Here is a 14,452-nt window from a genome sequence, read left to right as displayed (position 1 = left end):
CTCGCAGACGCCGTCCTCGCACACGGGGGCGGCGTCGTCGCCGACGATCTCGAGCGGCGTCATTCGCCCGACGCCGCCTTCTGCAGCACCTCGACGAACACCGAGGGGTCCTGGGCTCCGGACACGCCGAACTTCTTGTCGATGACGAAGAACGGCACACCCGAGATCCCGTACGCGATGGCCTGGTCCTTGTCGGCCTGCACGTCGGCGACGTGCTGCCCGGACTTCAGTGCCTCGACGACCTCGGCCCGGTCGAGCCCGATCTCCGCCGCCAGGTCGGCCAGGTCGTCGATGCGACCCACGTGCCGGCCCTCCTCGAAGTACGCCGCCAGCAGCCGCTCCTTCATGTCGAGCTGGCGGCCCTGCGTCTTGGCGTAGTGCAGGAGCTCGTGCGCCTTGATCGTGTTGGTGTGCTGCAGCGCGGCGAAGTCGTACGACAGTCCCTCGGTCGTGGCCAGCTCCGTCATCTGCGCCAGCATCGACTCGACCTGCGCGGGAGCCATGCCCTTGTGGCCGACGAGGAAGTCGACCTCCGTGCCGTCGAAGTCGACCGGGGTGTCGGGCGCCAGCTCGAACGAGTGGTACTCGACCTCGAGGGCTCCACCGCCCTCGGCGAACTCGGCTGCCGCGGTCTCGAACCGTCGCTTGCCGATGAAGCACCACGGGCAGGCCACGTCGGACCAGATGTCGACCTTCACTGTTTCAGTCACGCCGTGTGCAACGTCATGGCTCCCAGCGCATATTCCGCTCGCCACGGGAGGAGTTCCGCCGGTACGCTTATGTCATGACAATTGCCGTCGCGTACCGTCCCGACGACTTCGGACGGGCCGCCCTCGACTGGGCCGCCGCCGAGGCGCGTGCCAAGGGTGAGTCGCTGCTCATCATCAACGTCCACCGGGTCGAGCCGCGCCTCGACACGGGTCACGCCAAGGGCCGTCACCTCCAGGACCTCACCGAGGGGCTCGCGAACGACAACGTGCCCTACGAGCTGCGCCAGGTCGAGGGCGAGAACATCGCCAGCACGGTGCTGTTCGAGGCCGAGCAGGCCAGCGCCTCGCTGATCGTGATCGGCGTACGACCGCGCAGTCCCGTCGGCAAGATCCTGATGGGCAGCGTCGCGCAGCAGATCCTGCTCGACTCCGCAGTGCCCGTCGTCGCCGTCAAGCCCTAGGGCGCCGGGGCGCCGCGCTAAAGTCGCGGTGCATCCCCGACCCCGAAGGACTGGCCAGTGACCCACGTACTCGACGACCTCGACGCGCGAGGACTCATCGCGCACTCGACGGACCGCGACGCCTTGCGCGCGGAGCTGTCTGAGGGGCCGATCACCTACTACGTGGGCTTCGACCCGACAGCGCCGTCCCTGCACATCGGCAACCTCCTGCAGATCCTGACGGCACGACGCCTGCAGCTCGCCGGGCACAAGCCCTTGATGCTGGTCGGCGGCTCGACCGGACTCATCGGCGATCCGAAGGAGGCCGGCGAGCGGGTCATGAACACCAAGGAGACCGTCGGCGAGTGGGTCGCCAACATCCGCGAGCAGGTCTCCCGCTTCGTCGAGTTCGGCGGTGACAACGGCGCGACGGTCGTCAACAACCTCGACTGGACCGCAGGCCTCAGCACGATCGACTACCTCCGCGACATCGGCAAGCACTTCCCGGTCAACCGCATGCTGGCCCGGGACGTGGTCAGCAGCCGGCTTGAGTCCGGCATCAGCTACACCGAGTTCAGCTACGTCCTCCTGCAGTCCCTCGACTACCTCGAGCTGCACCGTCGCCACGGCTGCGTCCTCCAGACGGGGGGCAGCGACCAGTGGGGCAACATCACCGCCGGCGTCGAGCTGATCCGGCGCGCTGACGGCGACAAGGTCCATGCACTGGCGACACCACTCATCACCAAGGCCGACGGCACGAAGTTCGGCAAGACCGAGTCCGGCACGGTGTGGCTCGATCCCGGGCTCACGAGTCCGTACGCCTTCTACCAGTCGTGGATCCAGGCCGAGGACTCCAAGGTCATCGAGTACCTCAGGCAGTTCACGTTCCTCGAGCTCGAGGAGATCAGCCAGATCGAGGCCGAGCACCTCGAGAAGCCCGGCCTGCGCGGTGCACAGCGGCGCCTGGCGGCCGAGGTCACGACGATCGTGCACGGCCAGGAGGAGACGGCAGCGGCCGAGCTGGCCTCACGCGCCCTGTTCGGGCGAGGAGAGCTCGCGGAGCTCACGGAGTCGACACTGGCCGCAGCGCTGCGCGAAGCCGGCGCCGTCGACCTGGCAGCGACCGACCGACCCAACGTCGTCGACGCCTTCGTGGCCACAGGACTGGCCGACAGCAGGTCGGCCGCACGCCGCGCGGTCGCCGACGGGGGAGCGTACGTCAACAACGAACGCGTCTCCGACCCCGATCTCGAGCTCACCACCGAGCACCTCCTGCACGGCAAATGGGCGGTCCTGCGCAAAGGCAAACGGTCGATCTCGGGCGTGTCGGTGTCCTGAACCCCGTCATTTCAGGGGCTCGGAACCATGTGACGTGGACCATACGGAGCCGATTTGACGAAGCGGGAAACGCCCCCGTAATGTTCTTCTTGTTGGACAGCACGGCGGAGCGAAAGGCCGAAAGGCCGGTCACTCGGAGCTTCCAACCAGCTCAACCGAAACGGTCGACGGCACGGCGCCTCAGGCGCCCGGAGACGGACCGCGGACAACGAAGCTGAACATGGTGACCGACCCGGTTTGACCGGTGAAAACGAGCCGTGTAAGTTAGACGAGTTGCCCCAAGGCAGAGACCGCGAGGTCGAAGCCGAGGTGAGCGTCTGATCCTTGAGAACTCAACAGTGTGCCAAAAGTCGACGAGATTAATTAGTAGTACCCCGTCGAGACCATCGGAGAGCTTCGGCTCGCCGACCTTGATGGAAATCAATTCCGACAATTTATTTGTCAGCAAATAGTTTGTCAGAGTCGAACTGAAGTTTGGCAGCGCTTTAGCTGCTTCAACGGAGAGTTTGATCCTGGCTCAGGACGAACGCTGGCGGCGTGCTTAACACATGCAAGTCGAGCGGTAAGGCTCCTTCGGGAGTACACGAGCGGCGAACGGGTGAGTAACACGTGAGCAATCTGCCCTTCTCATCGGAATAACCATTGGAAACGATGGCTAATGCCGAATATGACCTCGGATCACATGTTCTGAGGTGGAAAGCTCCGGCGGAGAAGGATGAGCTCGCGGCCTATCAGCTTGTTGGTGAGGTAATGGCTCACCAAGGCATTGACGGGTAGCCGGCCTGAGAGGGTGACCGGCCACACTGGGACTGAGACACGGCCCAGACTCCTACGGGAGGCAGCAGTGGGGAATATTGGACAATGGGCGAAAGCCTGATCCAGCAACGCCGCGTGAGGGATGACGGCCTTCGGGTTGTAAACCTCTTTCAGCAGGGACGAAGCGAAAGTGACGGTACCTGCAGAAGAAGGACCGGCCAACTACGTGCCAGCAGCCGCGGTAATACGTAGGGTCCGAGCGTTGTCCGGAATTATTGGGCGTAAAGGGCTCGTAGGCGGTTTGTCGCGTCGGGAGTGAAAACTCAGGGCTCAACCCTGAGCGTGCTTCCGATACGGGCAGACTAGAGGTATGCAGGGGAGAACGGAATTCCTGGTGTAGCGGTGGAATGCGCAGATATCAGGAGGAACACCGGTGGCGAAGGCGGTTCTCTGGGCATTACCTGACGCTGAGGAGCGAAAGCATGGGGAGCGAACAGGATTAGATACCCTGGTAGTCCATGCCGTAAACGTTGGGCGCTAGGTGTGGGGACCTTCCACGGTCTCCGTGCCGCAGCTAACGCATTAAGCGCCCCGCCTGGGGAGTACGGCCGCAAGGCTAAAACTCAAAGGAATTGACGGGGGCCCGCACAAGCGGCGGAGCATGCTGATTAATTCGATGCAACGCGAAGAACCTTACCTGGGTTTGACATATACCGGAAAGCTGCAGAGATGTAGCCCCCTTTTGGTCGGTATACAGGTGGTGCATGGCTGTCGTCAGCTCGTGTCGTGAGATGTTGGGTTAAGTCCCGCAACGAGCGCAACCCTCGTCCTATGTTGCCAGCACGTAATGGTGGGGACTCATAGGAGACTGCCGGGGTCAACTCGGAGGAAGGTGGGGATGACGTCAAGTCTTCATGCCCCTTATGTCCAGGGCTTCAAGCATGCTACAATGGCCGGTACAAAGGGCTGCGAAACCGCAAGGTGGAGCGAATCCCAAAAAGCCGGTCTCAGTTCGGATTGGGGTCTGCAACTCGACCCCATGAAGTCGGAGTCGCTAGTAATCGCAGATCAGCAACGCTGCGGTGAATACGTTCCCGGGCCTTGTACACACCGCCCGTCACGTCATGAAAGTCGGCAACACCCGAAGCCAGTGGCCCAACCGTTTACGGAGGGAGCTGTCGAAGGTGGGGCTGGCGATTGGGACGAAGTCGTAACAAGGTAGCCGTACCGGAAGGTGCGGCTGGATCACCTCCTTTCTAAGGAGCATTTGGCAGCCGGCGCAAGCCTGGTTGTCCATGAGCTGTTTGTACGGCGAATGTCTGTACGCAGCTCAGCTCACTAGTGGATCGTCGATTATTTGGCTTGATGGATGCCACAAGCGTCAGTACTTCTCTTCGGAGAGTGGAACCTCGCTTTGAAGAATCCATCAACTCAGGCACACTGTTGGGTCCTGAGGGATCAGCTCGTAGAGTTGAGACCTCGGACCACATACCCCCACGAACCACCAGGTTCAACCCGCAAGGGCGATCTGGCAGGCGCGGGATCTTTATGTGGGACCGATCGTATTTTGAGAACTTCACAGTGGACGCGAGCATCTTTGTAGTAACAACAAGCTACTAAGTGCACATGGTGGATGCCTTGGCATCGAGAGCCGATGAAGGACGTTGGAGTCTGCGAAAAGCCCCGGGAAGGTGACAACCGACCTGTGATCCGGGGATGTCCGAATGGGGAAACCCACCTGGAGTAAAGTCCAGGTACCTCTGTCTGAACACATAGGGCAGCAGGAGGGAACGTGGGGAAGTGAAACATCTCAGTACCCACAGGAAGAGAAAACAAAAGTGATTCCGGTAGTAGTGGCGAGCGAAACCGGATCAGGCTAAACCTCAGTGATGTGATAGCCGGCAGGCGTTGTCACTGGGGTGTTGTGGGACCACATGGTCTGTTCTGCCGAGCAGACAAAGAGTCATAAACCATGAGTGAAGTGAAAGCCAACTGGAAAGTTGCGCCATAGAGGGTGATAGCCCCGTACACGTAAGCTCATGGCTCTTTTGTGTCATCCCAAGTAACACCGAACCCCTGAAATTCGGTGTGAATCTAGCGGGACCACCCGTTAAGCCTAAATACTCCTCGATGACCGATAGCGGACTAGTACCGTGAGGGAAAGGTGAAAAGTACCCCGGGAGGGGAGTGAAATAGTACCTGAAACCATGTGCATACAATCCGTTGGAGCTCTTCCTTGTGAAGGGTGACAGCGTGCCTTTTGAAGAATGAGCCTGCGAGTTAGCGTTCTGTAGCGAGGTTAAGGCGTCGAGCCGTAGCCGTAGCGAAAGCGAGTCCGAATAGGGCGACCATAGTTGCAGGATCTAGACCCGAAGCGGAGTGATCTATCCATGGGCAGGTTGAAGCGCGGGTAAGACCGCGTGGAGGACCGAACCCACCTAGGTTAAAAACTGGGGGGATGACCTGTGGATAGGGGTGAAAGGCCAATCAAACTCCGTGATAGCTGGTTCTCCCCGAAATGCATTTAGGTGCAGCGTTGCGTGTTTCTTGCCGGAGGTAGAGCACTGGATGGGCTAGGGGGCCTACAAGCTTACTGAACTCAGCCAAACTCCGAATGCCGGTAAGTGAGAGCGCAGCAGTGAGACAGTGGGGGATAAGCTCCATTGTCGAGAGGGAAACAGCCCAGACCATCAGCTAAGGTCCCAAAGCGATAACTAAGTGGAAAAGGATGTGGAGTCGCAGAGACAACCAGGAGGTTGGCTTAGAAGCAGCCACCCTTGAAAGAGTGCGTAATAGCTCACTGGTCAAGTAATTCCGCGCCGACAATTTAGCGGGGCTCAAGTTATCCACCGAAGCTATGGGATTCATGCAATAGCCAGGCCTTCGTGGTCCAGGCGCATGGATCGGTAGGGGAGCGTCGTGTGGCCAGCGAAGCGGCGGAGTGATCCAGCCGTGGAGGCTACACGAGTGAGAATGCAGGCATGAGTAGCGAATGAGGAGTGAGAAACTCCTCCACCGAATGACCAAGGGTTCCAGGGTCAAGCTAATCTTCCCTGGGTAAGTCGGGACCTAAGGCGAGGCCGACAGGCGTAGTCGATGGACAACGGGCTGATATTCCCGTACCGGCATTAGATCGCCCATGCCGAACCCAGAAATGCTAAGTGCCCAAAACTGGCGGGACTCTTCGGAGCGAAGCCGGCGCTGCGCACGACCCGATCTGGTAGTAGGCAAGCAATGGTGTGACGCAGGAAGGTAGCTCATCCCGGGCGATGGTTGTCCCGGGCTAAGGACGTAGGGCGAATGGTAGGCAAATCCGCCATTCACATGCCTGAGATCTGATGGGGAGACGTTTTAGTCGAAGTGAGTGATCCTATGCTGCCGAGAAAAGCATCTAGCGAGATCTAGAGCCGCCCGTACCCCAAACCGACTCAGGTGGTCAGGTAGAGAATACTAAGGTGATCGAGTGAACCATGGTTAAGGAACTCGGCAAAATGCCCCCGTAACTTCGGGAGAAGGGGGGCCGGATGCGTTATCGGACTTGCTCCGAGAAGCGTTGAAGGCCGCAGAGACCAGGCCCAAGCGACTGTTTACTAAAAACACAGGTCCGTGCTAAGTCGAAAGACGCCGTATACGGACTGACTCCTGCCCGGTGCTGGAAGGTTAAGGGGACGTGTCAGCGCAAGCGAAGCACAGAACTTAAGCCCCAGTAAACGGCGGTGGTAACTATAACCATCCTAAGGTAGCGAAATTCCTTGTCGGGTAAGTTCCGACCTGCACGAATGGAGTAACGACTTGGGCGCTGTCTCAACCATGGACTCGGCGAAATTGCACTACGAGTAAAGATGCTCGTTACGCGCGGCAGGACGGAAAGACCCCGGGACCTTTACTATAGTTTGGTATTGGTGTTTGGTTCAGTTTGTGTAGGATAGGTGGGAGACTGTGAAGCTTGGACGCCAGTTCAGGTGGAGTCATCGTTGAAATACCACTCTGGCTGTACTAGACATCTAACCTAGGTCCATTATCTGGATCAGGGACAGTGCCTGATGGGTAGTTTAACTGGGGCGGTTGCCTCCTAAAATGTAACGGAGGCGCTCAAAGGTTCCCTCAGCCTGGTTGGCAATCAGGTTTCGAGTGTAAGTGCACAAGGGAGCTTGACTGTGAGAGTGACAGCTCGAGCAGGGACGAAAGTCGGAACTAGTGATCCGGCGCTGGCAAGTGGAAGCGGCGTCGCTCAACGGATAAAAGGTACCCCGGGGATAACAGGCTGATCTTCCCCAAGAGTCCATATCGACGGGATGGTTTGGCACCTCGATGTCGGCTCGTCGCATCCTGGGGCCGTAGCAGGTCCCAAGGGTTGGGCTGTTCGCCCATTAAAGCGGCACGCGAGCTGGGTTTAGAACGTCGTGAGACAGTTCGGTCCCTATCCGCCGCGCGCGTAGGAAACTTGAGAAAATCTGTCCCTAGTACGAGAGGACCGGGATGGACGAACCTCTGGTGTGCCAGTTGTTCCGCCAGGAGCACTGCTGGTTAGCTACGTTCGGAAGCGATAACCGCTGAAAGCATCTAAGCGGGAAGCGTGTTTCAAGATGAGGTTTCCCACTGGTTTACCAGGTAAGGCCCCCAGCAGACCACTGGGTTGATAGGCCGGAGGTGGAAGTGCAGCAATGCATGGAGCCGACCGGTACTAATAGGCCGAGGGCTTGTTTCTTACAAAGATCTACCGCGTCCACTGTGAGGTTCCCGAGATATGATCGGGAACCGCGAAGCTCCCTACGGGAGAGCTCCAAGGTTTTGATATCTCAATAGAGTTTCGGCGACCATGGCGAAAGGGAAACACCCGGTTACATTCCGAACCCGGAAGTTAAGCCTTTCAGCGCCGATGGTACTGCACGGGAGACTGTGTGGGAGAGTAGGACGTCGCCGGACAATCTTTAGCGCGAGGCCGCTCCTTCGGGAGCGGCCTTGCTGCATTTGTGCACAACTTGATGGAAGGAACGACTCATGGCTGAGTCGAGAAACCCCCGCCGTGACGGCGGGAAACCAGCTGGCCGAGGCGCCGGCAGTGGCAATGCCCGTGGTGGCAAGCCTGCGGGCCAGGGACGCGATCGCCGCGGCAGCGGAGATCCTTCGCGTCGCGACGGCAAGCCGTCCGACGCTCGGGGCAGCAAGCCCGCGGATCGCCGCGATGGCAGGCCGGCACACCCGCGCCGGGACGGCAAGCCCTACGAGGCACGTCGTGACCGTCGCCAGGAAGAGGGCGACCGGACGGCAGCGCAGAAGATCTACGACGGCCCGCCGATCCCTGACGACGTCAGTGCCAAGGACCTGGACAAGCATGCACGCCAGGCGTTGCAGAGCCTGCCCGAGAAGCTCGCCGACAAGGTCGCGCGGCACCTCGTGATGGCCGGCCTGCTGATCGCCGAGGACCCCGAGACCGCGCACCTGCACGCGCTGGCCGCCAAGGCTCGCGCGACCCGGACCGGTCTCGTACGTGAGGCGTGTGGCGAGACGGCTTACGCAGCAGGCAAGTTCGCTGAGGCGTTGTCGGAGTTCCGTGCAGCCCGCCGGATGACTGGCGGCTACCTGTACGCGCCGATGATGGCCGACTGCGAGCGCGCCCTGAAGCGCCCCGACAAGGCGATCGCGTACGACACCCCGGAGATCCGCGGTCAGCTGGACGATGCCGGCCAGATCGAGCTGTCGATCGTCGTTGCCGGTGCGCGCCGTGACCAGAAGCAGTACGACGCGGCCGTGCGGCTGCTCGAGACCGAGCCGCTGCACACCAAGGGCCGGTCGGACTGGGTGCCACGGCTGCGCTATGCGTACGCCGATGCGTTGCTCGATGCCGGGCGTCGCGACGAGGCGATCGAGTGGTTCCACCGCACGGTCGCCGTCGACGGCAACAAGCAGACGGACGCCGAGGAACGACTCGCGGAGCTGGAGAAGCGTCCACAGGGCTGAGCCGTGCGGCGGTTGTCCACAGCGCGTGACCTGATGAGTGCCCCCTGCCGTCGGCAGGGGGCATCGTCGTTTCATGACTGATGACAACAACCGGGTCCACCTTGCGGGCCGGGTCTCGGCAGACCCCGAGACCCGCGTCCTTCCCAGCGGCGACGAGGTCGTCTCGTTCCGCCTGATCGTCCGCCGCAGCGCGGCCGCCCGACGACGGTCCAAGCAGGTCGTCGACACGATCGAGTGCTCGGCGTGGAGCGCGACGATGCGTCGCGCCGTGAGCCGCCTCGAGGCAGGCGCCGAGGTCGAGGTGACGGGGGAGCTGCGGCGCCGATTCACTCGCGGCGCGATCAGCTTTGTGTCCGTCGACGTCGACTCCTGCCGGAAGGTCACGGCACCGGCGGTAGCCTCGGGAGCATGACTCTGAGCGCAACCGGTTTGGGCTCGTCGACGCAGTCGCTGAGCTCGGTCTACGACCTGGCGATGCTCGATCTTGACGGCGTCGTCTACGTCGGCGAGGACGCCGTGCCCGGTGCGGCGAAGGCGCTTGAGGTGGCCCGAGCGGGTGGCATGCGCCTGGCCTACATCACCAACAACGCGTCACGGACGTCGACCGAGGTGGCCGACCACCTGCGTGAGCTGGCGATGCCGGAGGTCTCCGCCGCTGACGTGGTCACTTCCGCGCAAGCCGTGGCGCACCTCGTGGCAGACGCCGTGCCGACCGGATCGCCCGTGCTGCTCGTCGGTGGTGAGGGTCTGCGCTCACCGCTCGAGGAACGCGGCCTGCGGTGCGTCGGGAGCCTGGACGACGGTCCTGTCGCGGTGGTGCAGGGGTTCCACCCCGATGTGGGGTGGCGTCAGCTCGCCGAGGCGTCCTTCGCGATCCAGGCCGGACTGCCGTGGTTCGTGAGCAACACCGACATGACGATCCCGACGGCTCGAGGCATCGCTCCGGGCAACGGCTCGCTGGTGCAGGCGATCCGCAACGCCACCGGAGTGACACCCACGGTCGCCGGCAAGCCCGAGAAGGCACTGTTCGACGAGACGGTGGAGCGGGTCGGCGGTGAACGTCCGCTGGTCGTGGGCGATCGCCTCGACACCGACATCGAGGGTGCCGTCAACGCCGGCACCGACAGTCTTGCGGTGCTGACCGGGGTCAGCACGCTGCAGGAGATCGTGGACGCCGGGCCGCGGAGCCGGCCCACGTACGTGTCGGCGGACCTCGCGGGGCTCAACGAGGCGCACCTGGAGATCGAGTACGACACGGACCGGGCTCGTTGCGGCGACGCCACGGCGCTGGTCCGCGACGACGTGGTGAGCGTGGAGGCGGGAGATCCGCGGAGCACCGATGCCTTGCGTGCGGTGATCGGACTCGCGTGGTCATTGCGTGATCGCTCCGACGTCACGGTGACCGTGGATGGGACACTGAGGACATGAGCGAGCACTCTGACACCGACTTTGCCGAGGCGATCGACCCTGAGGACTCGGTCGAGCAGGCTGCGCCGGAACCGGTCGAGACGACCGGTCACGCGGCGATCGACGAGGCACTCGAACGCCTGAACGGGCTCGACGACCTGGAGATCACCTCGCACCCCGAGGAGTTCGACGCGATCCACCGTGTCCTCCGTGAGTCTCTCGCCAACGCCGGTCGCGACGGGGATCTCCCGGAAAGCGCGTGACCGAGTGACCTCCTCCCCGCTCGATTGCTCGCCCGTTCCTTCAGGCGAGCGATACCCCGCGTGCGGCTCACAATCGAGCGGGGACCCCGAGTGACCAGACGGCTGCGGCTGGACGCCGAGCTCGTACGCCGTGGACTGGCTCGTTCGCGTGAGCATGCCGGCACGCTGATCGAGGACGGCCAGGTCAAGGTCGCCGGATCCGTCGCCACCAAGGCCGCCACCGGCGTCACGACCGACCAGGCGATCGTGGTCCGGGCGAGCAACGAGCCGACCTACGCCTCCCGCGGAGCGCACAAGCTGCTCGGCGCACTCGCGGTGTTCGAGCCGATGGGGCTCACGGTGGCCGGCAAGCGGTGCTTGGACGCGGGAGCCTCGACGGGTGGCTTCACCGACGTGCTGCTGCGCAAGGGCGCGCGACAGGTGTGTGCGGTCGACGTCGGCTACGGGCAGCTGGTCTGGGCGCTGCAGTCGGACGAACGTGTCGTGGTGTTCGATCGCACCAACGTCCGCAACCTCGAGCCGGGCGACATCGGTGGACCTGTCGAGCTCGTCGTCTCGGATCTGTCGTTCATCTCCCTTACGGTGGTCATGCCTGCCCTGACGAGGGTGTGCGAGCCGAGCAGCCCGGAAGGCGGAGGTGACATCGTGCTGATGATCAAGCCGCAGTTCGAGGTGGGCAAGAGCAACCTCGGCAAGAACGGCGTCGTGCGCGACCCCGTGCTGCACGCCGATGCCGTCCATCGCGTGTGCGAGTCCGCCTATGCGCTGGGCTGGGGCACCAAGGCACTGGCGCCGAGCCCGCTGCCCGGCCCGGCCGGCAACGTCGAGTACTTCTGCTGGCTGCGCAGCGACGCGGACGCTCCCAGCGAGGACGCGGCCCACGCGGTGGTCGCGGCCGGACCGTTGGAGACAGCCGCGGGGGAGGGCGCATGACGCGACGGGTCCTGTTGATCGTGCATGTCGCCCGCGAGGAGGCCAGCAAGGTCGCCACCGCGTTCGCCGCGGACCTGCGGGCCGAAGGCGTCGACGTCTGTGTGCTGGACGCCGAGCTCGAGACGCTTCGGGCCGCGGGTCTGGAGAATCCGGGCGTGGTCGAGGCCGAGCCCGGTGCGGCCGACGGCTGCGAGCTCGCCGTCGTGTTCGGCGGAGACGGCACGATCCTGCGCGCCGCCGAGATGTGCCGAGGCACCGACACCCCCGTGCTCGGGGTCAATCTCGGTCACGTCGGGTTCCTTGCCGAGGCCGACGTCGAGGACCTGCACGACGTGGTCCGCGGCGTCGTGGACGGCAGCTACACCGTGGAGGAGCGGCTCACGGTCGACGTGTCCGTCACCGTCGGTGGTGAGGTCGTGGCGACCAACTGGGCCCTCAACGAGGCGTCGGTCGAGAAGGCCGCGCGTGAGCGGATGCTCGAGATCGTCGTGGAGATCGACGATCGCCCGGTGTCGCGATGGGGCTGCGACGGTGTCGTGTGCGCGACTCCGACCGGTTCGACCGCCTACAACTTCAGCGCGGGCGGCCCGATCGTGTGGCCCGAGGTCCAGGCCCTGCTGATGGTGCCGATCAGCGCGCACGCCCTGTTCGCGCGGCCGCTCGTCGTCTCGCCGGACTCGACGCTGGCGATCGAGGTCGTGGGTGAGCTGTCCACCGGTGTCCTGTGGTGCGACGGTCGCCGAGCCGCCGACCTGCCCGTCGGCGCGCGGGTCGAGGTCGTCAAGGGCAGGACCCCGGTGCGTCTGGCTCGACTGCAGCCCGCATCGTTCGCTGATCGACTCGTCCGCAAGTTCGACCTGCCGGTGGCAGGTTGGCGTGGATCAGCTGAGCGTCGCAGAGGAGACTCCTGATGTGGCAGCATCTGCGACTCTCGTCGCTCGGGGTCATCGACTCCGCTGAGCTCGAGCTCTCGGACGGTTTCACGGTCATCACCGGGGAGACCGGCGCGGGCAAGACCATGGTCGTCACGGCGCTGGGACTGTTGCGCGGCGATCGCGCCGATCTCGGCCTGGTGCGCCGCGGCGCGGACCAGGCGCGGGTCGAGGCCAGCATCGGCGTCCCCGCTGGTGCAGCAGCGACAGCTGCCGTCGAGGACGCCGGAGGACGCATCGACGACGACGTGGTGATCCTCGCCCGAGTGCTGTCGGCGCAGGGCCGTTCGCGCGCGATCGCGGGGGGCGCCACGGTGCCCGCCGCGCTGCTGGCCGATGTCACGGACGAGCTTGTCGCGGTGCACGGCCAGTCCGACCAGCACCGGCTGCTCCGCGCCGCCGAGCAGCGAGCGGCGCTCGACCGGTTCGCCGGTGACGCGTTCGCGGCGGCGGCCGAGGCGTACGCACCGGCCTATGCCCGGTGGCGCACGGTCGAACGTACGTTGCGGGAGCTTCGCACCCATGCGCAGGAGCGCGCCCGTGAGCTGGACGTCCTGGAGTTCGGGCTCGACGAGATCAACGAGGTCGAGCCGCAAGCCGGCGAGGACGAGCAGCTCAAGGTCGAGGAGGGGCGTCTGGCGCACTCGGAGTCCCTCGCCCGCGCCGCCGACCAGGCGCACCGCTCGCTCGTCGGTGAGGGTGACCTCGACGCGGCCCGCACGCAGGTCGCCGAGGCGTCGGCTGCCTTGCGCGAGGCGGCGGGGCACGATCCGGCACTCGACGCGCTCGCCGAACGCGTGCTCGAGCTCGGCATCCTGCTCGACGACGTCGGTGCCGAGCTGGGTGCCTACTCCGCCGGCGTCGAGCTCGATCCGGAGCGGTTGGCCGCCCTGCAGGAGCGCCGGGCTGCCCTGGCCGGCCTGCAGCGCAAGTACGGCCCAACCCTCGACGACGTCCTGGCGTGGGCCGAGAAGAGCGCAGCGCGTCTCGGTGAGCTCGGCAACGACGACGAGTCCGTGGCCGCGCTCGAGGCCGAGCAGGCTGAGCTGATTCCCGAGGTGACCCGCCTGGCGCACGAGATGTCAGCGATCCGCAGCGAGGCCGCGGCCCGATTGTCGTCGCTGGTCGACGAGGAGATCGCCCAGCTGTCCATGCCTTCGGCGCGCCTCGAGGTGCAAGTGACAGCTGACGCCGACGGTGCGCCCGGCCTGCACGGCATCGACGAGGTCGAGTTCCTGTTCGCGGCCAACAGCGGCACCGGGATGCGCCCGTTGCACAAGGGTGCGAGCGGTGGTGAGCTGTCCCGCCTGATGCTGGCGCTCGAGGTGGTGCTGGCCGACCGCACCACCGTGCCGACCCTCGTGTTCGACGAGGTCGACGCAGGCATCGGCGGCAAGGCGGCCGTCGAGGTGGGCCGCAGGCTGTCGCGGCTGGCGGAGCACGCCCAGGTCATCGCGGTCACCCACCTCCCGCAGGTTGCGGCGTTCGCCGACCACCACTTCGTGGTGTCGAAGGACGACGACGGCACGGTCACGAGCAGTGCGGTCATCGAGCTCGACGAGCACAGCCGGGTCGACGAGCTGGCCCGCATGCTGGCCGGCCAGGAGGACTCGGCCACGGCCCAGGCCCACGCGCGGGAGCTGCTGGAGCTGGCCCGGGGTTGACCTGAGTTCTCGCTGAGACTCTGTCTTTTGGACGACACGCCGGGGCAG

The 14,452-nt window shown here is 64.1% G+C and carries 10 protein-coding genes and 3 rRNA genes; 12 read left to right on the top strand and 1 reads right to left on the bottom strand.

Features of this window, described 5'->3' with window-relative positions; genetic code table 11:
- Positions 1-59: 59 nt before the first annotated feature.
- The gene (locus ASE12_RS03260; protein ID WP_056396879.1) at positions 60-710 is read right to left on the bottom strand and encodes a DsbA family protein; all 651 of its coding nucleotides are present in this window, start codon (positions 708-710) and stop codon (positions 60-62) included.
- Positions 711-784: 74 nt separating this feature from the next.
- Between ASE12_RS03260 and ASE12_RS03255 the strand changes: the two genes are divergently transcribed.
- The 12 genes from ASE12_RS03255 to recN all read left to right on the top strand — a co-directional run bounded on the left by ASE12_RS03255 (position 785) and on the right by recN (position 14,404).
- Entirely contained in the window at positions 785-1,171 is a 387-nt protein-coding gene (locus ASE12_RS03255; protein ID WP_056396877.1) for a universal stress protein, read from the top strand.
- 57 nt (positions 1,172-1,228) lie between these two features.
- The gene (tyrS, locus tag ASE12_RS03250) at positions 1,229-2,488 is read left to right on the top strand and encodes a tyrosine--tRNA ligase (protein WP_056396875.1); all 1,260 of its coding nucleotides are present in this window, start codon (positions 1,229-1,231) and stop codon (positions 2,486-2,488) included.
- 494 nt (positions 2,489-2,982) lie between these two features.
- Positions 2,983-4,500 (top strand): 16S ribosomal RNA (locus ASE12_RS03245).
- Between the two features lie 350 nt (positions 4,501-4,850).
- Positions 4,851-7,952, top strand: a 23S ribosomal RNA gene (locus tag ASE12_RS03240).
- Between the two features lie 101 nt (positions 7,953-8,053).
- Positions 8,054-8,170: ribosomal RNA gene (gene rrf / locus ASE12_RS03235) — 5S ribosomal RNA — on the top strand.
- The 16S, 23S and 5S rRNA genes sit together here, the layout of an rRNA operon.
- 75 nt (positions 8,171-8,245) lie before the next feature.
- Complete coding sequence (locus ASE12_RS03230) at positions 8,246-9,205, top strand: hypothetical protein (RefSeq protein ID WP_056396872.1); 960 nt, start codon at positions 8,246-8,248, stop codon at positions 9,203-9,205.
- Positions 9,206-9,278: 73 nt separating this feature from the next.
- Positions 9,279-9,617, top strand: a complete 339-nt coding sequence (locus ASE12_RS03225) for a single-stranded DNA-binding protein (RefSeq protein ID WP_056396869.1) — start codon at positions 9,279-9,281, stop codon at positions 9,615-9,617.
- Positions 9,614-10,633 (top strand): HAD-IIA family hydrolase, encoded by a 1,020-nt coding sequence (locus ASE12_RS03220; protein WP_056396865.1) that lies wholly within the window; start codon positions 9,614-9,616, stop codon positions 10,631-10,633. The genes ASE12_RS03225 and ASE12_RS03220 overlap by 4 nt, the downstream gene beginning before the upstream one ends.
- Positions 10,630-10,875 carry a hypothetical protein gene (locus ASE12_RS03215; protein WP_056396862.1) on the top strand — a complete coding sequence of 82 codons (246 nt, stop codon included), beginning with the start codon at positions 10,630-10,632 and terminating at the stop codon, positions 10,873-10,875. Before ASE12_RS03220 ends, ASE12_RS03215 begins: the two co-directional genes overlap by 4 nt.
- Before the next feature lie 90 nt (positions 10,876-10,965).
- Entirely contained in the window at positions 10,966-11,808 is an 843-nt protein-coding gene (locus ASE12_RS03210) for a TlyA family RNA methyltransferase (protein WP_056396860.1), read from the top strand.
- A complete protein-coding gene (locus ASE12_RS03205) occupies positions 11,805-12,719 on the top strand; it encodes an NAD kinase (protein ID WP_056396857.1) in 915 nt (304 codons plus the stop codon). The genes ASE12_RS03210 and ASE12_RS03205 overlap by 4 nt, the downstream gene beginning before the upstream one ends.
- Positions 12,719-14,404: a DNA repair protein RecN gene (gene recN / locus ASE12_RS03200; RefSeq protein ID WP_056396854.1), complete on the top strand. Its 1,686-nt coding sequence runs from the start codon at positions 12,719-12,721 to the stop codon at positions 14,402-14,404. The genes ASE12_RS03205 and recN overlap by 1 nt, the downstream gene beginning before the upstream one ends.
- Positions 14,405-14,452 lie beyond the last annotated feature (48 nt).

Source organism: Aeromicrobium sp. Root236, assembly GCF_001428805.1.
Taxonomy (GTDB): Bacteria; Actinomycetota; Actinomycetes; order Propionibacteriales; family Nocardioidaceae; genus Aeromicrobium.
This window is presented reverse-complemented; position numbering and strand designations above follow the sequence as displayed.

Coding starts and splice junctions, on each gene's coding strand:
- ASE12_RS03205 (WP_056396857.1), top strand. CDS start 11,805: ATGACGCGACGGGTCCTGTTGATCGTGCATGTCGCCCGCGAGGAGGCC.
- ASE12_RS03215 (WP_056396862.1), top strand. CDS start 10,630: ATGAGCGAGCACTCTGACACCGACTTTGCCGAGGCGATCGACCCTGAG.
- ASE12_RS03230 (WP_056396872.1), top strand. CDS start 8,246: ATGGCTGAGTCGAGAAACCCCCGCCGTGACGGCGGGAAACCAGCTGGC.
- ASE12_RS03220 (WP_056396865.1), top strand. CDS start 9,614: ATGACTCTGAGCGCAACCGGTTTGGGCTCGTCGACGCAGTCGCTGAGC.
- ASE12_RS03225 (WP_056396869.1), top strand. CDS start 9,279: ATGACTGATGACAACAACCGGGTCCACCTTGCGGGCCGGGTCTCGGCA.
- recN (WP_056396854.1), top strand. CDS start 12,719: ATGTGGCAGCATCTGCGACTCTCGTCGCTCGGGGTCATCGACTCCGCT.
- ASE12_RS03255 (WP_056396877.1), top strand. CDS start 785: ATGACAATTGCCGTCGCGTACCGTCCCGACGACTTCGGACGGGCCGCC.